Source organism: Gilliamella sp. Occ3-1 (genome assembly GCF_001690655.1).
In the GTDB taxonomy this organism is placed as follows: Bacteria; Pseudomonadota; Gammaproteobacteria; order Enterobacterales; family Orbaceae; genus Gilliamella; species Gilliamella apicola_P.
On sequence record NZ_LZHQ01000011.1, the window covers coordinates 40,034 to 65,081 of the forward strand.

The 25,048-nt window shown below is 36.6% G+C and carries 18 protein-coding genes; 14 read left to right on the forward strand and 4 right to left on the reverse strand.

Going from position 1 to position 25,048, the window contains the following annotated elements:
* Positions 1-255: 255 nt before the first annotated feature.
* Both glmS and glmU read right to left on the reverse strand, forming a co-directional pair.
* On the reverse strand, positions 256-2,088 hold the full coding sequence (gene glmS / locus A9G43_RS10875; protein WP_065606651.1) for a glutamine--fructose-6-phosphate transaminase (isomerizing): 1,833 nt from the start codon (positions 2,086-2,088) through the stop codon (positions 256-258).
* A gap of 3 nt (positions 2,089-2,091) precedes the next feature.
* Positions 2,092-3,477 carry a bifunctional UDP-N-acetylglucosamine diphosphorylase/glucosamine-1-phosphate N-acetyltransferase GlmU gene (gene glmU / locus A9G43_RS10880; protein WP_141671456.1) on the reverse strand — a complete coding sequence of 462 codons (1,386 nt, stop codon included), beginning with the start codon at positions 3,475-3,477 and terminating at the stop codon, positions 2,092-2,094.
* Positions 3,478-3,616: 139 nt separating this feature from the next.
* Here glmU and hemG point away from each other — a divergent pair, with 139 nt between their 5' ends.
* Together hemG and typA are read left to right on the forward strand one after the other, a co-directional pair.
* Complete coding sequence (gene hemG / locus A9G43_RS03445; RefSeq protein WP_081298007.1) at positions 3,617-4,150, forward strand: menaquinone-dependent protoporphyrinogen IX dehydrogenase; 534 nt, start codon at positions 3,617-3,619, stop codon at positions 4,148-4,150.
* A gap of 165 nt (positions 4,151-4,315) precedes the next feature.
* Positions 4,316-6,142 carry a ribosome-dependent GTPase TypA gene (gene typA, locus A9G43_RS03450; RefSeq protein ID WP_065561705.1) on the forward strand — a complete coding sequence of 609 codons (1,827 nt, stop codon included), beginning with the start codon at positions 4,316-4,318 and terminating at the stop codon, positions 6,140-6,142.
* Between the two features lie 34 nt (positions 6,143-6,176).
* Here the strand turns inward: typA and A9G43_RS03455 are convergent, their stop codons facing one another.
* Together A9G43_RS03455 and A9G43_RS03460 are read right to left on the reverse strand one after the other, a co-directional pair.
* A complete protein-coding gene (locus tag A9G43_RS03455) occupies positions 6,177-6,593 on the reverse strand; it encodes an RnfABCDGE type electron transport complex subunit B (protein WP_065590068.1) in 417 nt (138 codons plus the stop codon).
* Positions 6,593-8,293, reverse strand: coding sequence for a formate--tetrahydrofolate ligase (locus tag A9G43_RS03460; protein ID WP_218058603.1), 1,701 nt, complete (start codon positions 8,291-8,293; stop codon positions 6,593-6,595). Before A9G43_RS03460 ends, A9G43_RS03455 begins: the two co-directional genes overlap by 1 nt.
* 167 nt (positions 8,294-8,460) lie before the next feature.
* Between A9G43_RS03460 and sohB the strand changes: the two genes are divergently transcribed.
* The 12 genes from sohB to A9G43_RS03520 all read left to right on the forward strand — a co-directional run bounded on the left by sohB (position 8,461) and on the right by A9G43_RS03520 (position 25,045).
* On the forward strand, positions 8,461-9,576 hold the full coding sequence (sohB, locus tag A9G43_RS03465) for a protease SohB (protein ID WP_065606655.1): 1,116 nt from the start codon (positions 8,461-8,463) through the stop codon (positions 9,574-9,576).
* A gap of 253 nt (positions 9,577-9,829) precedes the next feature.
* Complete coding sequence (gene aspT / locus A9G43_RS03470) at positions 9,830-11,530, forward strand: aspartate-alanine antiporter (protein ID WP_065606657.1); 1,701 nt, start codon at positions 9,830-9,832, stop codon at positions 11,528-11,530.
* 29 nt (positions 11,531-11,559) lie between these two features.
* Complete coding sequence (locus A9G43_RS03475; RefSeq protein WP_065606659.1) at positions 11,560-13,152, forward strand: bifunctional aspartate transaminase/aspartate 4-decarboxylase; 1,593 nt, start codon at positions 11,560-11,562, stop codon at positions 13,150-13,152.
* Between the two features lie 471 nt (positions 13,153-13,623).
* Positions 13,624-15,219 carry a bifunctional phosphoribosylaminoimidazolecarboxamide formyltransferase/IMP cyclohydrolase gene (purH, locus tag A9G43_RS03480; RefSeq protein WP_065606661.1) on the forward strand — a complete coding sequence of 532 codons (1,596 nt, stop codon included), beginning with the start codon at positions 13,624-13,626 and terminating at the stop codon, positions 15,217-15,219.
* An 85-nt stretch (positions 15,220-15,304) separates the two neighbouring features.
* Complete coding sequence (gene purD, locus A9G43_RS03485) at positions 15,305-16,603, forward strand: phosphoribosylamine--glycine ligase (RefSeq protein ID WP_065606663.1); 1,299 nt, start codon at positions 15,305-15,307, stop codon at positions 16,601-16,603.
* Between the two features lie 337 nt (positions 16,604-16,940).
* Positions 16,941-17,108, forward strand: coding sequence for a hypothetical protein (locus A9G43_RS10990; RefSeq protein ID WP_176701692.1), 168 nt, complete (start codon positions 16,941-16,943; stop codon positions 17,106-17,108).
* Between the two features lie 218 nt (positions 17,109-17,326).
* Positions 17,327-19,762, forward strand: coding sequence for a ribonuclease R (gene rnr, locus A9G43_RS03495; RefSeq protein ID WP_065606668.1), 2,436 nt, complete (start codon positions 17,327-17,329; stop codon positions 19,760-19,762).
* Between the two features lie 27 nt (positions 19,763-19,789).
* Positions 19,790-20,551, forward strand: coding sequence for a 23S rRNA (guanosine(2251)-2'-O)-methyltransferase RlmB (gene rlmB, locus A9G43_RS03500; protein ID WP_065606670.1), 762 nt, complete (start codon positions 19,790-19,792; stop codon positions 20,549-20,551).
* A gap of 350 nt (positions 20,552-20,901) precedes the next feature.
* Complete coding sequence (locus tag A9G43_RS03505; RefSeq protein WP_065606672.1) at positions 20,902-22,992, forward strand: BglG family transcription antiterminator; 2,091 nt, start codon at positions 20,902-20,904, stop codon at positions 22,990-22,992.
* A 26-nt stretch (positions 22,993-23,018) separates the two neighbouring features.
* On the forward strand, positions 23,019-23,321 hold the full coding sequence (locus tag A9G43_RS03510; protein WP_065606675.1) for a PTS sugar transporter subunit IIB: 303 nt from the start codon (positions 23,019-23,021) through the stop codon (positions 23,319-23,321).
* A 21-nt stretch (positions 23,322-23,342) separates the two neighbouring features.
* Complete coding sequence (locus A9G43_RS03515; protein WP_065606677.1) at positions 23,343-24,632, forward strand: PTS sugar transporter subunit IIC; 1,290 nt, start codon at positions 23,343-23,345, stop codon at positions 24,630-24,632.
* 14 nt (positions 24,633-24,646) lie between these two features.
* Complete coding sequence (locus tag A9G43_RS03520; protein ID WP_065606679.1) at positions 24,647-25,045, forward strand: hypothetical protein; 399 nt, start codon at positions 24,647-24,649, stop codon at positions 25,043-25,045.
* Positions 25,046-25,048 lie beyond the last annotated feature (3 nt).

Genomic DNA, 25,048 nt, shown 5'->3' on the forward strand with positions numbered 1-25,048 from the left:
GTTAACAACTGAGCAACAGCGGATTATGGCATTAGAAAAAGAGATTAAAGAACTGAAAATGGCCAATGATATACTAAAAAAGGCGCATGTGTACTTCATCAACAATCCAAGTCGGTGAAGTACGCTTATATGAAAAATCATTTAACCTGCTATCCCGTTACTAGGATATGCTCATTACTTGGTGTCAGTTCATCAGGTTATTATGCTTGATTAAAATATTAAAACAAATAATTATCACATTTAATCCAACCAAACTTACTCCACGGTAACCGATTTTGCCAAATTACGAGGCTGATCGACATCGGTTCCTTTGATCAAAGCAACATGATACGCAAGTAACTGGGTTGGTACGGTGTAGTAAATCGGTGCGGTTAGCTCTTCAATATGGGGAAGATTGATAATATGCATGGTATCATCACTAACAAAGCCTGCATCTTCTTGAGCAAAAACATAGAGTTGACCACCACGCGCTCGAACTTCTTCTATATTAGATTTTAATTTTTCTAGCATTTCATTGGTTGGCGCCATAACAATCACTGGCATATCTGCATCAATTAATGCAAGTGGACCATGTTTGAGTTCACCAGCAGCATAGGCTTCAGCGTGAATATAAGATATTTCTTTGAGCTTTAGCGAAGCTTCCATAGCGATTGGATACTCATCACCTCGACCTAAGAATAGCGCATGATGTTTATCCACAAAATGACTAGCTAGTTTTTTTATTTGAGGTTCTGCTGTGAGCACTTGTTCAATGCGGTTTGGTAGGACTTGTAGTGCATGCACAATAGCCTGCTCAGTACTTTCAGCCATATTATTTATGCGTCCTAATTTAGCAACTAGTAGCAATAAAACCGTTAATTGTGTGGTAAAGGCTTTAGTTGACGCAACACCGATTTCAACCCCCGCCTTGGTTAATAGAACTAAATCTGCTTCGCGCACGAGTGTTGAGGCAGCCACATTACAGATAGCAAGGGTGCTTAGGTAATTATTTTCTTTGGCTAATCGCAATGCAGCGAGTGTGTCAGCCGTTTCACCAGATTGTGAAAGGGTGATAAATAAGCTATTTTTGCGACGAGCTGGATTTCGATAACGGAATTCTGATGCAATCTCGACATCACAAGGAATTCCTGCTAAAGCTTCAAACCAATAACGTGCAACCATACCTGCATTATAAGCAGTACCACAGGCAACAATTTGAACATGCTCAACCTGTTTAAGGATGGCTTTGGCTTCATCACCAAGTTCGGACAAATCAACTTTACCATGTACCATGCGACCTTCAAGCGTATTTTTTATTGCATTAGGTTGTTCGTAGATCTCTTTTTGCATGTAATGGCTGTAGCCTGCTTTACTACCCGCATCATACTTTGCATCAGATTCTAAACATGGTCTTGCTACTTTTTGATGATTTTTGTCTAAGATTGTTACTTTTCGGTGAGTGATAAGTGCGATATCACCTTCTTCCAAATAGATGAATTGGCGAGTGACGGGTAATAGTGCTAATTGATCGGATGCGATAAAGTTCTCTCCTACGCCACAACCTATAACTAAAGGACTGCCTGAACGTGCCGCAACCAGTATATCTGGATTGCGAGTGTCTATAATGACTGTACCGTAAGCCCCTCGTAGTTGTGGAATAGCTTTTTGTACAGCGTCAAATAAGGAACAATCTTCTGTTGATATAATGTTATGAATTAAGTGGGCAATAACTTCAGTATCCGTTTCTGAACGAAATTGATAACCTTTGGCGATCAGCTTTTCACGTAGTGGTTCAAAATTTTCGATAATTCCATTATGCACAACGGCAATAAAACCAGATACATGTGGATGAGCATTGTGTTCAGCTGGTTCACCATGAGTTGCCCAGCGAGTATGAGCAATTCCTGTAGATCCTTCTAGTGGATGCTGTTCAATGGCATCTTTAAGTGCTTGTACTTTGCCAACACGACGAACGCGTTGTAATTCACCTTGTGGTGAAATAATTGCCAGTCCTGCTGAGTCATAACCACGATATTCTAATCGTTTTAAACCTTCTAATAATATTTCAGCAACATCACGTTTGGCGATAGCACCTACAATTCCACACATATCTTATTCCTCGTTAGTTAGCTTTGTTGGTCGTTTCCAACCAGCAAGTTGTTTTTGTTTTACTCGGCTTACGACCAATTCGTTCTCATTCACATTATTGGTAACCGTTGTCCCTGCTGCAATAGTTGCCCCTTTACCCACTTTTACAGGTGCAATTAATTGCGTATCAGAACCGACAAACACATCATCTTCAATAATAGTTTTAAATTTATTTGCACCGTCATAATTACAGGTGATGGTGCCTGCACCTATGTTGACGTTACTACCAATTTCGCTATCGCCAAGATAGCTTAAGTGTCCGGCTTTGCTTGCTTGGCCTAGATGTGCTTTTTTTAATTCAACAAAGTTGCCAACATGGGCTTGTTCATCAAGCTGTGAACCAGGTCGTAGACGGGCGAAAGGTCCGATAGTGCACTGTTTAGCGATAGTTGAATCTTCAATAATGCTATACGGACTGATTGTTGAATTGTCATCAATTGAGCAATTTCTTAAGACACAGCCTGCACCAATAAATACGTTATTGCCTAGTTTGACATTTCCTTCAATAATTACATTACAATCAATCGTAACATCTTTACCATGCGATAGTGTGCCTCGTAAGTCAAAGCGATTTGGATCAAGCAGTGTTACACCAGCTAGTAATAAATTTTGAGCTTGCAGATGTTGATATTGTCTTTCTAACATTGCCAATTGTAGGCGATTATTAACACCTTCAACTTCAAATTGTTGAACTGGGTGCGAGGTTAAGATTTTATAACCATCTTGGTAAGCAAAAGCAATAATATCGGTTAAGTAGAACTCTTTTTGCGCATTATTATTGGTTAAACGTAGTAACCAACTTTTCAATAATTTTCCGTTAACTAGCATTATGCCAGTGTTAATTTCATTGATTTTTTGTTGTTCTGGTGTAGCATCTTTTTGTTCAATAATAGCAACAACTTTGCCATTTTTGCGTTCTATTCGACCATAACCTGTTGGATCTTCAAGAATAACAGTTAATAAAGCGATGCCTTGCTGGGGTTTACTGGCAATTAAAGTTTGTAGTGTTTGAACCGATATAAGGGGCGTGTCGCCATATAAAATTAAGATATCTTCGTCATCTTGAATGTAAGGGATAGCTTGTTGCACAGCATGACCAGTACCTAGTTGTTCAGCTTGATATACCAGTTGCACATGTTGCTCTTTAAGCGCATCTTTAAGCTGTTGTTTGCCATGTCCATAAACAATATTGATGCGATTTGTATTAAGTTGTTGAACTGTATCAATCACATGTTGTAACATCGGCTTGGCGCCAATTTTATGTAAAACTTTAGGTAGGTTGGAATGCATCCGTGTGCCTTTTCCTGCCGCCAAAATAATTGCACTTAGCTTTGGTGGTGAAATTGCCATAATTGGTTCCGATTTGATTGAATTAGTGTAACACTATAATCAAAATTTTTAATGAAATCATCCCCAATCTTTTAATTTTTATCATAAAAAAAGTAAAATTGATATTTACCCAAGAGTTTAACAAAAGAGGCAGCAAGTTATGAATTCCGCTATAAAAGTTTTATTACTCTATACCACACATGAAAAACAGACATTTAAGATTATGCAACGTATAAAAACACGACTTAATGGTCGATGTGATTGTGATGTTATTGAACTGTTACCTGATACTAAAATCGATTTGACGCAATACCAAGCAGCCTTATTGGGAAGTTCGATTCGTTATGGATTTTATAGCAAAGTGATGAAAGTATTTATCGATAAGAATTATCAGCAGTTAAATAGTATGAAGTCTGGATTTTTTGGGGTAAATATGGTTGCGAGGAAACCCAATAAAAATACACCAGAAACAAATTTATATACCAAAAAGTTTTTAGCTAAAATAGCATGGAAACCAGCTTTTATTGCTGTTTTTGCTGGCGCGCTTTATTATCCTCAATATAATTGGTTTGATCGCAATATGATCCGCTTTATTATGTGGTTAGGGAAAGGTGACACTGATGTAACAAAACCGGTTATTGAATATACAGATTGGGCAAAGGTAGATGAATTTGCTGAACAGTTTTATACTTAAACGTATAGTTACCGGAAACTTTTTTACAAATAACTTGATATTTTTCTAAAGATATCAAGTGTTCAACTTCTTTTAAAGAAACTTTGTGATATAGATCAACATTTCGGCTAAAAAGGTGTACAATACTGCGCCTATAGAATCTGTCTCCTAATTGGAATTTTAATTGTGATTGAAAATTTAAGAAATATTGCCATTATTGCTCACGTTGACCATGGTAAAACAACATTGGTTGATAAGTTATTAAAACAGTCAGGTACGCTAGATAATCTACGGGGTGACGATAACGAACGCATCATGGACTCTAATGCTCTCGAAAAAGAGCGTGGTATTACCATTTTAGCTAAAAATACCGCTATTGATTGGAATGGTTACCGAATTAATATCGTTGATACCCCAGGACATGCTGATTTTGGTGGTGAAGTTGAACGTGTTATGTCTATGGTTGATTCTGTATTATTGCTCGTTGATGCAATGGATGGACCAATGCCTCAAACACGTTTTGTAACGCAAAAAGCATTTGCTTATGGTTTAAAACCGATTGTGGTTATCAATAAAGTTGACCGCCCAGGTGCTCGCCCTGATTGGGTAGTTGACCAAGTATTTGATCTATTCGTTAATTTAGGGGCAACTGATGAACAGCTAGATTTCCCTATTGTTTATGCTTCTGCATTAATGGGTATTGCGGGCTTAGATCATGAAAATATGGCTGAAGATATGACGCCACTATTTGAAGCGATTGTTAAACATGTTGAACCACCAAAAGTGGATTTAGATGGTCCATTCCAAATGCAAATTTCTCAACTTGATTATAATAATTATGTTGGCGTTATTGGTATTGGTCGTATTAAACGTGGTCGTGTTAAACCAAATCAACAAGTGACTATAGTTGATAGTGAAGGTAACAAACGTACAGGTAAAGTAGGGCAAGTGCTAGGTCATTTAGGGCTGCAACGTTATGAAGCTGAAGTTGCCGAAGCTGGTGATATTATTGCATTAACTGGTCTTGGTGAACTCGGTATCTCTGACACGATTTGTGATAACAGTTGCGTTGAAGCTCTGCCGGCATTAACTGTTGATGAACCAACAGTAACTATGTTCTTTAATGTTAATAGCTCACCATTTGCTGGTAAAGAAGGTAAATATGTAACATCTCGACAAATTCTTGAGCGTTTAAATAAAGAGCTTGTACATAATGTTGCGTTGCGCGTTGAAGAAACTCCAGATCCAGATGCTTTTAGAGTATCGGGTCGTGGTGAATTGCATTTATCAGTACTAATTGAAAATATGCGCCGTGAAGGTTATGAGTTAGGTGTTTCTCGCCCTAAGGTTATTTTTAGAGAAATTGACGGTAAAAAACAAGAACCATTTGAACAAGTTACGCTTGATATTGAAGAACAGCATCAAGGTTCAGTAATGGAAGCCCTTGGTTTACGTAAAGGTGATCTAACAAACATGTTACCAGATGGTAAAGGTCGCGTACGTTTAGATTATGTAATTCCAAGCCGTGGACTTATCGGTTTCAGAACTGAATTTATGACTATGACTTCAGGTACAGGTTTACTTTATTCTACATTTAGTCATTATGATGATATTCGCCCAGGCGAAATTGGTCAGCGTAATAATGGCGTAATGATTTCTAACGGTACAGGTAAAGCATTGGCTTATGCGTTATATGGTTTACAAGATCGTGGTAAGTTATTCCTAGGTCATGGTGCTGAAGTATATGAAGGGCAAATCATTGGTATACATACTCGTTCAAACGATTTAACTGTTAACTGTTTAACGGGTAAAAAATTGACTAATATGCGAGCATCAGGTACCGACGAAGCAACAACACTTTCACCACCAATTAAAATGTCATTGGAACAAGCGTTAGAGTTTATCGACGATGATGAATTAGTGGAAGTAACACCGTTATCTATTCGTCTTCGTAAACGTCATTTGACGGAAAATGACCGAAAACGTGCATTTAGAAGTGGTAACAAAGACTAATTAATATTAGTTCTATCGTAATATGAAAACCTCGCTATTTAGCGAGGTTTTTTTTGGCTTTTACTCTAGCAATGGCATCGGCGATAGACTGTTTTCGGTCGATCGATGTGCTAGTTTTGTTTGCCATCGGTGTGACACGAGGAAACAAAATTGTTGGTGGCACTAATTGATTATGGTTTATTCGCTGTTGCTTTTTCTCAGTTAGCGCTAACTCTTCTGATTCACTTAATACAGTGCCTAAAGTGCTTAATGTAATACAGTCTGTTGGACAGGTATTAATACAATTACTGCACGAGGTACATAACTGTGGCAAAATTGTGTGCAACACTTGCTTACTGCCGACAATGGCATCAGTTGGGCAAACACGAATGCATTTGCCACAGCCAATACAGTTTTCTTCATCAATAAATGCTTTATATTGTTCTTGGGTTTGCATAATTACTTCTTGCATTAACTTAAACCTACAATATTACCATCTTTGTCAATATCGATTTGTCTATAAGCAGGATTAGTACCTAGCCCTGGCATGGTCATCACATTACCTGCATAAACACGAATAAAACCAGCACCGGCAGATATAGCTAAATGACTGATATAGACATCAAAATCGGTAGGAACATTTTTTAAGTTTGCATCAGCACTAATTGACATTGGCGTTTTAGCAATACAAAGTGGCAAATGATCCAGTTCTAATTCTTCGATCTCTTTGATGTTTTCCAGTGCAGTGTCTGATAAATTAGCCGTGTTAGCACCATATTTTTTTACCATAGTTTGAATCTTATCTGCGAGTGGCATATTATCAGGATAAGGCAATTTGACTTCACTCGGTATATCACATGCCTTAATAACATGTTTTGCTAATTTTTCAGCGCCTTTACCACCTTGAGTGAAGACTTCACTAACTTCACAGGCAAATGCACCATGTTCAATCGCATATTTTTGTAAAAACGCTAATTCTTCTTCACTGTCATGTGGAAAGCGATTAATAGCGACAATTACTTGTAATCCATAGCTTTTGGCATTGTTGATATGCCATGCTAAATTGGCAGCACCAATTTTAAGTAATTCAACGTTTGACTCAGAAATTTCTTTTGGAATTGCTTGCCCTGGTTTAATATTATATTTACCACTGTTAGATTTTAAACTACGAACTGTTGCAACAAGCACTACACATGAAGCTTTAATGCCAGCTTGGCGATATTTGATATTAAAGAATTTTTCCATACCCATATCCGAACCAAAGCCCGCTTCAGTCACGACATAATCAGCAAGTTGTAAAGCAATGCGATCGGCAATGACAGATGAATTACCATGAGCGATATTAGCAAAAGGCCCAGCATGAATAAGTACTGGTGTATTTTCAACGGTTTGCATCAGGTTTGGATTAATCGCATTTTTAAGTAACACAGTCATGGCGCCAGCAACTTCAAGTTGTTCTGCGGTAATGGCTTCGCCTTGCGTATTATAAGCAAGAATAATACGACCAATACGAGCACGCATATCATGTAAATCTGAAGCTAAGGCTAAAATTGCCATGAGTTCTGACGCTGCGGTAATTTCAAATCCATCTTGGCGTGTAACACCATTAACGCCACCACCAACACCGACAGTTATTTTACGAAGCGCACGATCGTTATGATCTATCACTCGCTTCCACACAATGCGATTTACATCAATGTTTAAACGCGGTAAACCTGTTTGTGCAGTAAATTCATCACCTAAACGTTCTTCATGATAAAGCCTTGAATCTAAAGCAGCAGAAGCTAAATCATGTGCGGCAGTAATGGCATGAATGTCACCTGTTAAGTGTAGATTTAATGTTTCCATTGGCAAAACCTCGGCTTTACCACCGCCAGCAGCACCACCTTTAACACCAAATACAGGACCTAAACTTGGTTGACGGATACAAGCGATTGCTGACTTACCAATATAATTTAAGCCCTCACTTAGCCCGATAGTATTAACTGTTTTACCCTCACCAAGTGGCGTCGGTGTGATAGCAGTAACTAATACCAATTTACCGTTAGGTTTGTTTGGTTTGGTTTTAAGAATGGATAGATCAACTTTTGCCACATGCTTGCCGTAAGGCAGGACAAATTCTTCTGGAATGTTGCATTGTTTAGCTATTTCGGTAATTGGATGTAATGGCATATTAATTCTCATCTAACAGTAATTTGGGTTATCAGTATAAATAATTTGATTTGCCGAATAAAGCGACAATTTTATCTTTATCGTTTTTCGGCACAATTCACAATTATCTTGTTATAATTACTAAATCTATTCAATCAACATATATTTCATTAAAGGATAATAATTAAATGAATTGGTTTTCTGAGTATTCACTTTTTTTAGCTGAAACAGCAACAGTTGTTATAGCAATTTTAGCTGTACTTGTTTTTATATTAAGCCAACGCCGTAAATCAGCAACGGTGGCAGGGCGGTTATCGGTTAAAGATATTAGCCAAGAATATGAACAAGTTAAAGACGACATGTTAATGTCAAGCATGGACGAGTTAGAAGCTAAGCTGTTTATGAAAGATCTTAAAAAACAGAAAAAAAATGAGAGAAAGCAAGCGAAATTAGCAGCTAAACAAAAAAAGAAACAAGCTAAAAATCAAGAAAAATCTGCCGAACAAACTTCGTCAGATTCAGATAATGTAGCGAAACCAGTAGAAAGTAATACAAACCAACAAGTTAAACCTAAATTATTTGTATTATCTTTCAATGGCAGCATGAACGCACACGAAGTTGAAGAATTACGCCAAGAGATCACTGCTGTATTAGCTGTTATTAAGCCTGAAGATAAAGTTGTCATTAAGCTTGAAAGCCCAGGTGGCGTGGTTCACGGTTATGGTCTTGCTGCATCGCAATTATTACGGTTTAGACAGCGTGATATACCTTTCACTGTAGTGGTTGATAAAGTTGCGGCAAGTGGGGGATATATGATGGCTTGTACCGCTAACAAAATTGTGGCAGCACCATTTGCAATTGTGGGTTCAATTGGTGTGGTTGCGCAGATCCCTAATTTTAACCGCTTACTCAAAAAACATGATGTAGATATTGAATTACAAACGGCAGGTGCGTATAAGCGTACATTGACGATGTTTGGTGAAAATACCGAAGAAGGACGTCAAAAATTCAAACAAGAATTAGAAGAAACTCATCTTTTATTTAAAGACTTTGTTAAAGAGTATCGCCCAAATGTCGATATCGAACAAGTTGCAACAGGCGAACACTGGTTTGCAACACAAGCTAAAAATAAAGGCTTAGTTGACGAAATCAGTACGAGTGATGACTTTATTTTATCTCACTTACAAACACATAAAATTATCTCAGTCTGTTATCAACGTAGGCAAAAGCTATCGGAAAGAATTTCGAAGAACGTGATAAAAAGTGTAGAAAGATTGTTTTTCAGACAAGAAAACGGGCTGTAATAGCCCTTTTTTATTTAGCAAATACTTATATCCTCTTAGACCTAAAATTCAAAAAATTGAAAAATCATAAATTAAGCTTACTTTTGACGTAAAAGTCTATCACAACTGATTAATTTTTAGCTATAGCATTAATTGTTAAAAATGAATGTATGTTACTCTAAATAAGTTTAATATATAAACGCTCCATAAAATTTATGGATAAACTCTTTCCCTTAATCACATTTCTTTATGTTTCTCCTTGAGGACAATTAATATGTTTCAATGGCTTTCAAATTGGGTTTTAGATGGACTTAAACACTCCCCAGAAATTCTATTATTTTTATCGTTAAGTTTAGGATATTTAATTGGTGGCATTCGAATGGGTAAATTCCAACTCGGTGGTGTTGCTGGTTCGTTACTTGTTGCTGTTGCTTTAAGTGTTTTTGGCGTTACTATTGATGCTGGGGTTAAGTCGATTCTCTTTGCACTATTTATTTATGCTGTGGGTTATGAAAGTGGTCCTCAGTTTTTCCGTTCATTAGGTGTGAAAACATTACGCGAAATATTCTTAGCATTATTTATTGCTGTCGCAAGCTTTGTGACTGTTGTAATTTTAGCTAAAATATTCAATTTAGACAAAGGCCTTGCTGCTGGTTTAGCTGCAGGAGGATTGACCCAATCAGCCATTATGGGCACAGCCTCTGATGCATTAAGTCAGCTTGGATTAAGTGCTGAAGAATTAAGTAAAATGCAAGCTAATGTCACTATTGGTTATGCAGTCACTTATATATTTGGTTCACTAGGTGCCATTATAGTGTGTGTCAATATTCTACCAAAAATAATGGGTAGAGATATTGGCGATGATGCAATTAAAGCACAAGCAGAACAGCTTCATGGTTCGCTCTTATTGGGCAATGATCAAAATTTAGCTTTATCTGATATTAGTGGTCGTTTGTATCGTATTACCAATAAAATCAACCAAACTGTTTCCCATATTGAACAAACTGTAAATGGTATCAGTATTGAACGTATTAAACGTGGCAATAAAATAATAGAAGCAACCCCTGAAACAGTATTAAAGTCAAAAGATATCATTCTGGTTGTGGGTCATCGTGACGCTATGATTAAAGCACAAGATCTACTTGGTAGCGAAGTAAATTCAGTATCAGGTATGGATGTAGTGATGAACAAACTAGATGTTGAAATGCGTAATAGCCGTTATGTGGATCAAAATCTTACTCAAGTACTTCAATCTGACGAAGTTATGAAATTAAAACATGGAATATACCTTTTGGCTATTCATCGTGATGGACAATCCCTTCCACTTAATAACGATATTAATTTAAAACTTGGTGATGTTATTACTATTTATGGTGCTGATGGTGATCTTCGTCGTGTTGTGGATAAAATTGGTGCTCCAATCACTAAAAGTGAAAAAACTGACTGGATATTTCATGGTTTAGGGCTTGTTGTAGGTCTTATTATTGGTTTAATCGTTATACGTGTTAGCGATATTCCTATTACATTAGGAGCTGGTGGTGGTGCGCTTTTATCAGGATTATTATTTGGCTGGTATCGCTCTGTTCATCAAACTATCGGTAACATACCAACTGGTGCTGTGCAACTTTTAAAAGATTTTGGCTTGGCAGGTTTTGTGGCGGTTGTTGGTTTAAGTTCTGGTCTTCAAGCGATTAATACTATTAAAGAACAAGGTTTATCCCTATTTTTAATTGGTGTTGTTGTTACTTTATTGCCAATGTTACTTGCCATTTATTTTGGTAAATATGTACTAGGCTATAAAAATGTAGCGGTGTTTGCTGGTGCTTTAGCGGGTTCGCGTAGTGCTAATCCTGCTTTTGGTGAAGTGCTAAATAAAGCCGGTAACTCAACACCAACCAACTCTTTTGCCATTACTTATGCTTTAGCTAATGTTTTCCTAACTTTATTAGGACCATTAGTTGTTGCTTTTGTTTAATTGATCCATCAAATTAAGGATACAAATGTATGAAAAACAAAACAGAATACAGTCAATATGCTAATTTAAGTCCTTTTGAATTAAAAGATAACTTAATTAAACTGGCACAAAGTCATACCGATCGCGTAATGTTAAATGCAGGTAGAGGCAATCCCAACTTTCTTGCTACTTGGCCTCGCCAAGCTTTTTTCCAATTAGGTGTATTTGCAACCCAAGAATCCGAAATGTCATTTTCATATTTAAATGAAGGTATTGGTGGCATGCTAATTAAAGCAGGACTAACAGGACGCTTTGAACATTTTATTTGCCAAAATTACAACACTCCTGGTGTTGCCTTTTTAGGTAAGGCATTTTCTTATATTCGTGATCAACTAGGGCTTGACGAAAACGCCTTTTTACAAGAAATGGTAGAAGGTATTTTAGGATGTAATTATCCAGTACCAGATAGAATGCTACATTTTAGTGAAGATGTGGTTAAAGCATATGTTTTACAACAAATGGGTGCTCAATATCTGGATCGTAATGATATAGATTTATTTGCTGTTGAAGGTGGCACAGCTGCCATGGCTTATATTTTTAACTCAATGAAAGAAAATGGATTAATCCAAAAAGGTGACAAAATTGCCATTGGCGCACCTATATTCACGCCTTATCTCGAAATTCCTGAACTTAATGATTACCAATTAGTTGAGGTATTAATCAATTCTGATCCTAACTCAAATTGGCAGTATCCTGAGTCAGAATTGCGTAAATTAGAAGATCCAGCAATTAAAGCTTTTTTTGTTGTTAATCCTTCAAATCCACCATCAGTTAAAATTGATGATAAAAGTTTAAAAATCATTGCTGAGATTGTTAAAAAACGCCCTGAATTGATCATTTTGACTGATGACGTTTATGGAACATTTGCCGATGATTTCCAATCTTTATTTGCAATTTGCCCTCAAAATACTATTTTAGTTTATTCATTCTCTAAATATTTTGGTGCTACAGGTTGGCGTTTAGGTGTTATTGCAACAGCACATGATAATGTAATAGATAAAGCCATTAAAGCGTTACCAAGCAAAACCAAACAGATCTTAAATAAACGATATAGCTCAATTGTTACTGCCCCTGAAAATCTAAAATTTATAGACCGCTTAGTAGCCGATAGTCGTGCGGTTGCATTAAACCATACTGCTGGACTATCAACACCACAGCAAGTACAAATGGTATTATTTGCATTATGTGAAATGATGGATAGTGATCAAAGCTATAAAACAGCATTAAAATCGCTAATTCGACGCCGCGCAGCATCACTTTATCAACATTTAGGTCTTAAACATCAAACCGATGAAAACAGTGTAGATTATTACACTCTAGTGGATCTTGAACATATTTGCCGAGAATTATATGACGATAAATTTGCTAAATGGATCCTAAAAAATAAAAATCCATCTGAAATGTTATTCAGAATTGCTGATGAAGCAGGTGTTGTACTACTACCAGGTAAGGGATTTGCTGTAGAACATCCTTCTGCTCGAGCATCGTTAGCAAACTTAAATGAATATCAATATGCCGCAATTGGATTATCAATGCGTAAATTAGCAGAAGAATATTATGCTGAATATAAAGCGAAGAATTAATAGTTAAATATTTAAATCAATAAACTTAATTAATACCCTAGCTAGTCTAGGGTTTTATTCAACCAAAATGTTGTAAATTTTCTACTACCGATGTATCCAAAAGTAACAGTATTACGACAATCTATCTTTTGGGAAAAATATAAAATAAATATACTACCTGAGTTATGTAAAACGAAAAATAGACCTATCTTTATAACGTTTAAAGGTTAATATAACCATTTATACGTGTCGTCAAAATATGCCGACAAATAAGCGTGCATAACATGTCAAACAAGCATTTTGGAGGTGGAAGTGTTAGGTATTTTGTCAAGAATAAAAATATAGCTGATTTGTCAAAATCGAAATAAAGTCAAATATTATCATTCAACTACTTTGATCGTTTTTGATAAGTTAACACTAAACTTCTATCTTTAATTTATATATAATGTTGGCTCAATACTTAGATTGTAGATATCAATTTCGGAGCCTTTCATGCAGCAGTTTCGTCCTATCCGTCGTGCTTTACTTAGTGTGTCCGACAAAACCGGTATTTTAGAATTTGCAAAAGCCTTATCAGAACGTAATGTGGAACTCCTTTCGACTGGGGGAACAGCAAAATTATTAATGGAAAACCAAATACCTGTTATTGAAGTATCCAATTACACTGGTTTCCCTGAAATGATGGACGGGCGAGTTAAAACCTTACATCCTAAAATCCATGGGGCAATTTTAGGGCGACGGGGTATTGATGATGCTATTATGCAACAACACCAAATTGCACCGATTGATATGGTGGTTGTTAATCTTTACCCCTTTGCGCAAACTGTCGCTAAACCAGATTGTACGTTAGATGATGCGGTTGAAAACATTGACATTGGTGGTCCGACAATGGTTCGATCTGCTGCCAAAAATCATAAAGATGTTGCCATTGTAGTTGATTGTGGTGATTATGAAAATATCATCAATATGATGGATAGTAACCAAAACTCGCTTTCATTTAAATACCGTTTTAACCTTGCAATTAAAGCCTTTGAACACACGGCTAAATATGATGGTATGATTGCCAACTATTTTGGGCAATTAGTGCCACCTTACATGGGTGAAACCAATCAACCATCGGGCGAATTTCCTCGAACTTTAAATCTACAATTCATTAAAAAACAGAATATGCGTTACGGTGAAAACGCACATCAGCAAGCGGCTTTTTATGTTGAGCAAGATGTCAAAGAAGCCTCGATTGCAACAGCAAACCAGTTGCAAGGTAAAGCCCTTTCTTATAACAATATTGCTGATACTGACGCTGCGCTTGAATGTGTAAAATCATTTGATGAGCCAGCGTGTGTGATTGTAAAACATGCTAATCCTTGTGGTGTAGCGGTTAGTGATAATAATATTTTACATGCTTATGAAAAAGCCTTTAAAACTGATCCAACTTCAGCTTTTGGTGGCATTATAGCCTTTAATCGACAACTTGATGCAGATACCGCAAAAGCCATTGTTGATAAACAATTTGTAGAAGTAATTATTGCCCCATCAGTTAGCCAAGAAGCTTTAACCATTACTCAAGCTAAAAAAAATGTGCGTGTACTTGAATGTGGTGAGTGGTCAACACCAGCATCAGTAAGTTTAGATTTTAAACGTGTCAATGGCGGTTTATTAGTGCAAGATCGCGATCTAGGTATGATATCGCCAAATGAATTAACTGTAGTAACCAAACGTAAACCAACTGCTCAAGAGCTTTCAGATGCGCTATTTTGTTGGAAAGTGGCAAAATTTGTTAAGTCAAATGCCATTGTCTATGCAAAAGATAATATGACAATTGGTATTGGAGCAGGGCAGATGAGTCGTGTTTACTCTGCTAAGATAGCGGGAATTAAAGCTAAAGATGAAACTTTAAACGTTGCTGGATCAGTTGTTGCATCAGATGCGTTTTTCCCATTTAGAGATGGAGTCGATGCCGCTGCAGCCGTAGGTGTGACTTGTGTGATTCAACCCGGTGGTTCGATTCGAGATGATGAAGTGATCCAAGCCGCAAATGAGCACAATATCGCAATGATCTTTACTAAAATGCGTCATTTTAGGCATTAATTGTGTGATCACTTTGTTAGTTTTTTAAAAATTAGTTATCTATATATATCTTTATATTATGAAAGGCATCTTAAAAGGATCTTTTATGAAAGTATTAGTAATTGGTAATGGTGGGCGTGAACATGCGCTTGCTTGGAAAGCAGCACAATCTCCATTGGTTTCTAAAGTTTTTGTTGCACCTGGCAATGCTGGTACTGCGCTGGAACCAAGTTTAGAAAATATTAATATCAAAGCCACCGATGTGAGTGGACTGCTTAACTTTGCCCAGCAACAGCAAGTGGATTTGACCATTGTTGGTCCTGAAGCACCACTGGTTATTGGCATTGTTGATAGCTTCCAAAAAGCAAGATTGAAAATCTTCGGTCCAACAAAATCGGCCGCTCAACTGGAAGGGTCAAAAGCTTTTACTAAAGATTTTTTAGCACGTCATAAAATTCCAACAGCTGAATATCAAAACTTTACTGAAGTTGAACCAGCAATTGCTTATATCCGTGAAAAGGGCGCACCGATCGTGATTAAAGCCGATGGACTTGCGGCTGGTAAAGGCGTTATTGTTGCCATGACACTAAAAGAGGCCGAAGACGCCGTTCGTGATATGTTAGCTGGAAATGCCTTTGGTGATGCAGGTCACCGAGTAGTGATTGAAGAGTTTCTCGAGGGTGAAGAAGCTAGCTTTATTGTCATGGTGGATGGTAAACATGTAGAGCCAATGGCAACTAGCCAAGATCATAAACGTGTTGGCGACGGCGATACAGGTTTAAACACGGGTGGCATGGGCGCGTATTCGCCAGCTCCTGTTGTAACTGATGCGGTTTTTGCAAAGGTAATAGATGAGATCATCTATCCAACGGTCAATGGTATGGCGCAAGAAGGCAACGTCTATGTCGGCTTTTTATATGCTGGCTTAATGATTGACAAAAACGGCAATCCAAAAGTTATTGAATTCAACTGCCGATTTGGCGATCCCGAAACACAGCCGATAATGATGCGAATGCAATCAGATTTGGTCAAACTTTGCTTAGCGGCGGTAGAAGGCAAATTAGATACGGTCAAATCAAAATGGGATCCAAGATCCGCACTAGGTGTAGTGCTAGCTGCAGGCGGTTACCCAGGTGAATATCATACCCAAGATGTAATTCTTGGACTACCGGCAGAATCAACCGAAGATTGCAAAATTTTCCATGCGGGTACTAGTTTAGAAAAAGGGCGAGTCTACACCAACGGTGGACGGGTATTATGTGTAACCGCACTTGGCAACACAGTACTTGAAGCTCAACAACGTGCTTATCAGCAAGCCAAAGACATCTATTGGCATGGTTGTTTTTATCGCCATGATATTGGCTACCGTGCAATTGAGCGGGAACAAAACGTTCATAAAATTTAATTTTTAAAGTTAATTAATTATGGCATTTAATGACGCTGTAATAGGTGTGAACGAAAGATTAACCCAATAGCTATCAATTTTTATTAAATTTTTTAAAATCAGAGAACTATATTTAATGGTTAAGCTGTAGGGATTACTAGTGTTGTTTACAGTAATTTTAGAAAATGCTGTAAATATACCTAAAAAAACTAAAGTTTTATGAATTTTAAAAGATTATTTTAACCATGAAGTATAAACAACTCATTTTTTCTACAAGTAAGAAATCATTAACTTTGGACGTAGGTAGTGAGCTATTATCTTTTTATCAATTACATGAAAAATTAAAAGGTAGATTTGGATGGCTGTTGAAATATGGGTTAGCTATTACTTTTTTTCCATTGTTGGGGGGGGGATTCGGTACTATTTTTCGGGATATATTGCAATGGACTATGCTAATGATAAGACTTTAAATCGTAAACGACGTTTAGCTCTTTTTTATTTTTATATTGTATGTATTTTTTATTAGTCCCACGTAGATACAAAAAAAGAAAAAAATGGAAATGATTAATTGAAGTTAAATAAGGATAAAATTAATTTTATCCTTATTTATGCAAAGAACTTATAAATCATGACTTTCAAAACATTAACAACTTTTTGATGCTTGTTTATAAATTGAATCTTCATTTTAAGTTATACCACTCTATGTTATGCTAGCGCTAATATTAGTCACAGGATATTCCTTTTATGATAAAAGATCCATTTTTTGACCGCGAAGCCGAGAAGTATGATTCCCCAATTGCCAGTCGAGAGCTTATTTTAGATTACCTTAAACAAGAAGCAAAGCCTGCCAGTTTAGAAAAAATTGCTCAAGCTGTTGATATTAAAAATGAAGAGCAAAAAGTGGCATTGCATCGTCGTTTGCGCGCAATGGAGCGTGATGGACAAGTAGTTTTTACACGCCGTAAATGTTATGCCTTGCCTGAAAAATTTGATATGGTTAAAGGCAGTGTGATTGCGCATCGTGATGGATTTGGTTTTTTACGCGTTGAAGGAAGTACTGAAGATTATTTCATATCACCAGAGCAAATGAAAAAAGTTTTACAAGGCGATATAATCTTAGCTCAGCCAATGGGAACTAAATATCGCGGAAAAATGGAAGCTCGTGTTGTGCGAATTTTAGAGCCACGCAATAATCAAATTGTTGGGCGGTATTTTATTGAGCAAGGTGTTGGTTTTGTTGTCCCTGATGATAGCCGTTTAAACTTTGATATTTTAATTGCGGGTAAACCTAGCCGCACGGTTCGTATGGGAACGGTGGTGGTGGTTGAGTTACAACAACGCCCTGAACGCCGTCAAAAAGCTGTTGGCATTATAAAAGAAGTGCTCGGTGAAATAATGGGGACTAATTTGGCGATTGATATTGCTCTGCGGAATCACGAAATTCCTTATGAATTGCCAAAGGCTGTTGAAAAAGAGGTAAGCAAATTCACCGAACAAGTTCCAGAAAGTGCTAAAAAAGGGCGAAGAGATTTGCGACAATTACCTTTGGTAACAATTGATGGTGAAGATGCCCGTGATTTTGATGATGCGGTTTATTGCCAAAAAAATCGTGGTGGTGGCTATCGGTTATGGGTGGCTATTGCAGATGTGAGTTATTATGTTAGACCAGGTAAGGCGTTAGATAAAGAAGCTTGTTTACGAGGTACATCGGTTTACTTTCCTTCACGAGTTGTACCAATGCTTCCAGAAGCATTATCTAATGGGCTTTGTTCGTTAAATCCGCAAGTTGATCGCTTATGTTTAGTTTGCGAAATGACCGTCTCTAATAGAGGGCGTTTAACGGGGTTTGAGTTTTATGAAGCGGTAATGAACTCGCATGCTCGGTTAACGTATACTAAAGTGGCTAAGATTTTAGATGGTGATGAAGAACTTCGTGAATATTATCATGAATTAGTCCCTCATCTTGAAAATCTTTATGGACTTTATAACGTGCTTGATAAAGCACGGGTTATTCGTGGTGCGATAGGATTTGAATCAGAAGAGCCGAAATTTGTTTTTAATGCCGATAAACGTATTGAAAGTATTGAACTGGCACAGCGAAATGTGGCACATAAAATTATTGAAGAGTGTATGATTTTAGCCAATGTTTCAGCGGCAAAATTAGTGATTGGTGCCCAAGTGCCATCATTATTCCGTGTGCATGACAGACCTGATGAAGATCGAATGAGTAACTTGCGCAGTATATTAAGTGAACTTGGTTTATCACTTGGTGGTGGTGCAAGTCCTAAACCTAAAGATATTGCCGAATTAATGAAAGTGGTTGAAACACGCCCTGATCATGATATGTTGCAAACCGTGATTTTACGCTCTATGAAACAAGCTATTTATGACCCAGAAAATCGAGGACATTTTGGTCTGGCACTTGAGGAGTATGCACATTTTACTTCGCCAATTCGCCGTTATCCTGATTTGCTTTTGCATCGTGCTATCAAATGGATTTTAGCTGATGAAAAACATAAAACCAGTAAAACAGGGGGGGATCGTTATGATACAAATGAAATGCTTTACTTTGGTGAACACTGTTCAATGACCGAACGACGAGCTGATGAGGCCGTACGTGATGTGGTGGATTGGCTTAAGTGTGATTACATGCAAGATCATGTAGGTGAAGTATTTAACGGCTCTATTTCAAGCGTGGTTAATTTTGGTTTCTTTGTGCGGTTGGACGATCTATTTATCGATGGTTTAGTGCATGTGTCATCGCTTGAAAATGATTACTATTTTTTTGATGCCTCGCACAATCGCCTAGTTGGTGAAAATACACGTTTTACTTATCGTTTAGGCGATAAAGTGCAAGTGAAAGTCGATAATGTTAATCCAGAAGAACGTAAAATTGATTTTTCATTGGTTGGCAGTAATAATAAGCCAAAACGTCAGGGTAAAACGGCAAAAGATAAGTCCAAACAAGTAAAAAACGATCAAATTGCCGATTTACCAATAAAACGAAAAGGCAAAAAATCAACCAGTAAAAAAAGTAGTGCGAGACCAAGTACTAAATCAAGTACACAAAAAAAGGTAAAATCAAGCGCTAAATCAAACATGAAAGCAAGTGCTAAAGTTGAAGTGAAAACCAAAAGTAAAAAACGTAGTAAATCTAAATCAACGAATAAAACTAAATAGTTAATAAAATAAAAGAGTAACAAATAAATGAGTGAAACAGTTTATGGCCTACACGCCATTGAAGCATTATTAGCACGTTCCCCAGAAAGAATTATTGAAGTATTTATTATTAAAGGGCGTGAAGATAAACGCCTTCTTGCTGTTGTGCGTCAATTAGAGCAACTTGGTTTGCCAGTTAAAGTTGCTAATCGCCAATGGTTAGATGAAAAATCTAAAAATGGTGTACATCAAGGTATTTTAGCCATGGTTACGCCGAATCGAGGTTATCAAGAAAATGATATACCTTTGCTCATGGAACAACAGCCAAATCCAGTTATTTTAATTTTAGATGGTGTAACTGATCCGCATAATTTAGGTGCCTGTATAAGAACTGCTGATGCTGCTGGTGTCGATTTTATTATTGTACCAAAGGATCGTTCTGCACCGCTCAATTCAACGGCACAAAAAGTTGCTTGTGGCGCAGCTGAAAGCGTGCCCGTAGTTAGGGTGACCAATTTAGCCCGTACAATGCGAATGCTGCAAGATGAGTACCAAGTTTGGATTGTGGGCACCGCTGGAGAAGCGGATAGAGCGCTTTATCAAACAAACTTTTATAAAACATCAACACAGACCGCACTTGCATTGGTAATGGGTGCTGAAGGTGAAGGTATGCGTCGTTTAACCAAAGAACACTGTGATGAATTGGTGAGCATTCCAATGGCAGGTATTGTGTCATCACTAAATGTATCAGTTGCAACTGGTGTTTGTTTATTTGAAATTGTTCGGCAAAAATCAGCTATCAGAACCTAATTTAGATGGTTATAACCGTATTGGCTACCTAACTATTTAAGTTTCATACGAAATCAATAGATTAGTTGAACTTCAATACGGTTAATTAAAACAATCGTAAAAATATATTAGCAAACATCTTTTTTATTAGCATGAATTTTTCATTTGTCTTTAAAAAATTAAGTAAACAAGTGAGTATAATTTTGTCAAAAAGTTTCAGGTAACCCTACGTTTCAGTAAAAAATATTGTTTTTTTTATTATATAAATAGACTTTATTCAATTTTTGCCATTTTTATTGGCAAAAATACCAACTATGTAAGCAAATCTATCTCACTTATACTTAATTTATGAAGTATAAGTGAGTAAGTTTATGCGAACAAGAACCATTGAAGTATTTAAAAAATTTATTTCAATCGACTATCCAGTTACTGTCGAAATGTTGTCAGAAGAATTTCAGATTAGTGTGCGAACTATTCGTAATGAAATTCAGGAAATTAATCAGTTTTTAACACAAAAACAGTTACCTTTAATTTCAACAGTACGTAACAAAGGTTTTGTCATAAATGCGTCTCAAGATCAAAAGTTATTAATCTATAAAGCATTATTGGGTGTACCTGTTTCTTCTGTTTTAAGTAAAGATGAACGTCAGTTTGATTTGTTATTGTCCATTGCTTTTTCTGCTTCTCCTACTATTTTAAGCCATAAAGAAAATGTTTATTTTGTATCGAAAAGTGTTTTAGATGATGATATTCGTAAAATCAAGGCTCGATTAAAGAAATATGACATTGAGTTAATTAGCCAACCGAAGCAAGGTATGCAGTTCATTGGTGTAGAGCGTTCTATTCGTTTAATGATGTATGAAGCTATTAATCAGTATGCGGGTAATTTGGAACTAAATAAACCTTTACATGAATTAAGTTTAATACAACAGCAATTGTTTAATTATATTCCTCAATCACTTTTTCATAAATTATTGCAATTAGCTCATCAAACTATTAATCGAATTCATGATGAAATTTATGTTCAACAACTTGTGATTTTTACTGCTATTTGGGTTGTTAGAAACCAACATCATCATCATCTCACCATGATAAGAACTGATTTTAATAATAATGATTTGGGCGAAATAGCTAAGTTTATTCATTTAACTTGTCAACAGATTGCTTTGCAGGTTAGCAGGCAAGAGCAACAATACATCATTTATATGTTAGAAGCGTTCAATACCAAGGATATTAATAATTATGTCGAATGGTTAAATGCCCAGTTATTAGCTATAAAACTAGTTAATTATGTGGAAGATAAAACACAAATTCCATTTTCGACCAAACAAGAGCAATTATACGAGAACCTATGCAAACACTTAGCTGGGCTTATCGCTAGAGTAAATAACAATATCCACATTATCAATCCATTGCTCGATAGCGTTAAACAAAACTACAGCGAAATTCACGCCGTTATTACCACTTTTATGCACGATTTTGAAACAACGCTGAGTCATAAAATTTCAGATGATGAGATCGCATTTTTAACTATCCATTTTTCGACTTTTGCTAGCGCAATTAATCAAGATCGTAGTTACTATTTTAAAGCTGTAGTGTTATGTGATCATGGTATTGCGACTTCTAATTTACTTGCTCAGACGCTCAAGGAATTTTTCAGTATCGATATCTTGGCAATTTTGGATCGTAATGATTTGGTTTTGTTGGATCAACTTGATTTTGATTTAATATTTTCTACATTTCCATTACAGCACTCAGGTCATCCTGTATTGGTATTAGAGCCTATTTTGAAAGAAAAAAATCATCCTATTATTACGGATTTTTTATATAAACATCGAGCTAACCAACGCATTGTAAATCATTTAACTGATGCAACCGATCTGTTTTATTCACTTGTCGATTTAATTAAAAAAAGTGGCGGTATTGTGTCTGCTCCTATCTATAACCAACTAGAAAAGTGTTTAGCGTTCAATAATCTTAAGATCAATAAAAGGAAAATTCAGCCTATGTTGAAAGATATTCTTACTGATGATGACATCATATTGCAGCAAGATAGTTCAGATTGGCGACAAGCGATCAAAATTGCTGCTGAGCCGTTATTAAAAAAACAATTTATTTTACCTTCCTATATTGAAGCCATGATTAGCTCCGTTGAACAATATGGTCCATATATAGTAATAGGCAAGAATTTAGCTTTGGCTCACGCTCGACCTGAAGACGGCGTAAATCAATTAGGGGTTAGTGTGGTAACCATGCGTCATGCTGTTGATTTTGGTAATTGTGAAATGGGTCCGGTAAAAATTATATTTTGTTTGGCAGCTATCGATTCGTTTTCTCATCTCAATATTATGCGCAGTTTGATTGAGTTGATTAATGATGAAAAAAAACTTGAACGCTTAACAATGTGCCATTCGATACAGCAATTTAAGACAATTTTATTTAATGATCCCGAGTCGGATTGACCATTAAACCTGTAGGAGGATAGAACATGAGTAATTTAACCATTTTATTTGTTTGTGGCGCAGGGTTAGGCAGTAGTTTTGCAGCACAAATGGCGACCGAAGATGTACTAAAAGCCAAAGGTATTGAGGCTAAGTTAGATCATACCGATATTTCATCTGCCGCGGCAATGAACTCCGATATTATCATTACGGCTGAAAATTTCCGGCCTCAGTTTGCTAAATTCAATATTAGCGAACAAACCTCAATTGTCTATCTCAAAAATATTGTATCGAAAGCTGAAATTGATGAAAAGTTAAGCCCAGTATTGCAACAAAAAGGACTGCTTTAAATTCACAAATAGGAGAATACCATGGATGTGATTAACTTTATTATCGATAATATTTTAACTCAAGCTTCGATAACGATCAGCTTAATTGCTATGTTTGGGTTGATTTTGCAACGTAAATCAGTAGGACAAATTATTTCAGGAAGCCTTAAAACATTATTGGGCTTTCAAGTGCTTAATGCAGGGTCAAGTATCATTGTGGGCAGTTTGACTTATTTTGGTCATATTTTTACTGCTGGTTTTAATATGCAAGGGATTATTCCATCTATTGAAGCAATCAATGGGCAAGCAATGAATCAATTAGGATTAGGCCGTGATATTGCCCTTACTTTTTTGATGATTTTTATTTTTAATATTTTAATTGCTCGTTTTACGCGTTGGAAATATATCTTTTTAACTGGTCAGGCAATTCTTTGGATGGCAACCATGACCACCGTATTTGGCAGTTTTGCAGGACTTTCAGGGATTATGTTAATTGTTGTTGGCGGTCTTATTGGTGCACTTTTTGCGGTATTTATGCCCGCTATTGCACAGCCGATTATTCGTAAAGTAACGGGCTCTAATGATATAGCACTTGGGCATTTTTGTACAATTGGTTATTTGTTTGAAGCAGGGGTTGCCTATGTGGTCGGCGAACGAGGTGAAAACAAACATTCAATTGAAGATATGAAATTGCCTAAATCATTTGAATTTTTGCAAGATACTTATTTATCGGTCATGGTGGTAATGATACCACTTTATATTATTACCGTTCTTTTTGCTGGTGAAGAGTATGCTTCAACATTGTCTGGTGACCAAAATTATGTGATGTATGCCTTTACGCAAGTGATTATTTTTGTAGTAGGCATCTATGTGTTATTAGCTGGCGTTAGGTTATTGCTCGGCGAAATTGTGCCCGCATTTAGAGGCATTGCGATGAAGGTTGTTCCTAATGCCATACCAGCGCTTGATTGCCCTGTGTTCTTCCCTTATAGCCCTAATGCGGTAATTTTAGGGTTTATTACCACGTCAATTGGTACGGTGATTGCGATGTTAACCTTGCCAGTTTTTGGATTAGCCATGATTTTACCTGGTATGCTAACTAACTTTTTTGCAGGTGGTACTGCAGGCATATTTGGCAATGCAGTAGGAGGTCGTCGTGGAGCACTTATTGGTGGCATTGCGCATGGATTCTTTATTACTTTGTTACCGGCGTTGCTTGTGACTATTTTTAAACAAATGGGCTTTATTAATGCAACAGCAACCGATGTTGATACGGTGACTGTAGCGTTACTTTATGCATGGATTTTAAGTCCAGTATTAAAGCACTTTTAATTTAGGAGCGTAATATGTTCAACTTTTTTAAAAAAAAGCAGCCTAAAGTACTATCAACCCAAAAGTCAGAAGTAAAAAACAGTCTGTCATCAGAGCAAATCGAACAAAATATTAACCAGCTATTACAACAAATTGACCAAACTGATGATGCGGTAATTTTAGCCGCATTATGTGAAAAAGCTGGACTGTTATATTGTCAATTAGATCGTACCGATTTTGCAATTGAATATTTAGAAAAGAGTTTACAACATAAAAAATCAATTGGAGAGGGTTATAAAGCATTGATGAATTTGTACAACCATAAACGTGCCGATGCCGCACAAAATGGTTCAATAGACGATATTGATTTTTGGATGAATAAAATGGACTTAATGCGCAATATCGCCAAACAAGTTACAGTTCAACGAGATTAAAGG

Coding starts and splice junctions, on each gene's coding strand:
- glmS (WP_065606651.1), bottom strand. CDS start 2,088: ATGTGTGGAATTGTAGGTGCTATCGCCAAACGTGATGTTGCTGAAATA.
- glmU (WP_141671456.1), bottom strand. CDS start 3,477: ATGGCAATTTCACCACCAAAGCTAAGTGCAATTATTTTGGCGGCAGGA.
- hemG (WP_081298007.1), top strand. CDS start 3,617: ATGAATTCCGCTATAAAAGTTTTATTACTCTATACCACACATGAAAAA.
- A9G43_RS03455 (WP_065590068.1), bottom strand. CDS start 6,593: ATGCAAGAAGTAATTATGCAAACCCAAGAACAATATAAAGCATTTATT.
- A9G43_RS03460 (WP_218058603.1), bottom strand. CDS start 8,293: ATGCCATTACATCCAATTACCGAAATAGCTAAACAATGCAACATTCCA.
- sohB (WP_065606655.1), top strand. CDS start 8,461: ATGAATTGGTTTTCTGAGTATTCACTTTTTTTAGCTGAAACAGCAACA.
- aspT (WP_065606657.1), top strand. CDS start 9,830: ATGTTTCAATGGCTTTCAAATTGGGTTTTAGATGGACTTAAACACTCC.
- A9G43_RS03475 (WP_065606659.1), top strand. CDS start 11,560: ATGAAAAACAAAACAGAATACAGTCAATATGCTAATTTAAGTCCTTTT.
- purH (WP_065606661.1), top strand. CDS start 13,624: ATGCAGCAGTTTCGTCCTATCCGTCGTGCTTTACTTAGTGTGTCCGAC.
- purD (WP_065606663.1), top strand. CDS start 15,305: ATGAAAGTATTAGTAATTGGTAATGGTGGGCGTGAACATGCGCTTGCT.
- A9G43_RS10990 (WP_176701692.1), top strand. CDS start 16,941: ATGGCTGTTGAAATATGGGTTAGCTATTACTTTTTTTCCATTGTTGGG.
- rnr (WP_065606668.1), top strand. CDS start 17,327: ATGATAAAAGATCCATTTTTTGACCGCGAAGCCGAGAAGTATGATTCC.
- rlmB (WP_065606670.1), top strand. CDS start 19,790: ATGAGTGAAACAGTTTATGGCCTACACGCCATTGAAGCATTATTAGCA.
- A9G43_RS03505 (WP_065606672.1), top strand. CDS start 20,902: ATGCGAACAAGAACCATTGAAGTATTTAAAAAATTTATTTCAATCGAC.
- A9G43_RS03510 (WP_065606675.1), top strand. CDS start 23,019: ATGAGTAATTTAACCATTTTATTTGTTTGTGGCGCAGGGTTAGGCAGT.
- A9G43_RS03515 (WP_065606677.1), top strand. CDS start 23,343: ATGGATGTGATTAACTTTATTATCGATAATATTTTAACTCAAGCTTCG.
- A9G43_RS03520 (WP_065606679.1), top strand. CDS start 24,647: ATGTTCAACTTTTTTAAAAAAAAGCAGCCTAAAGTACTATCAACCCAA.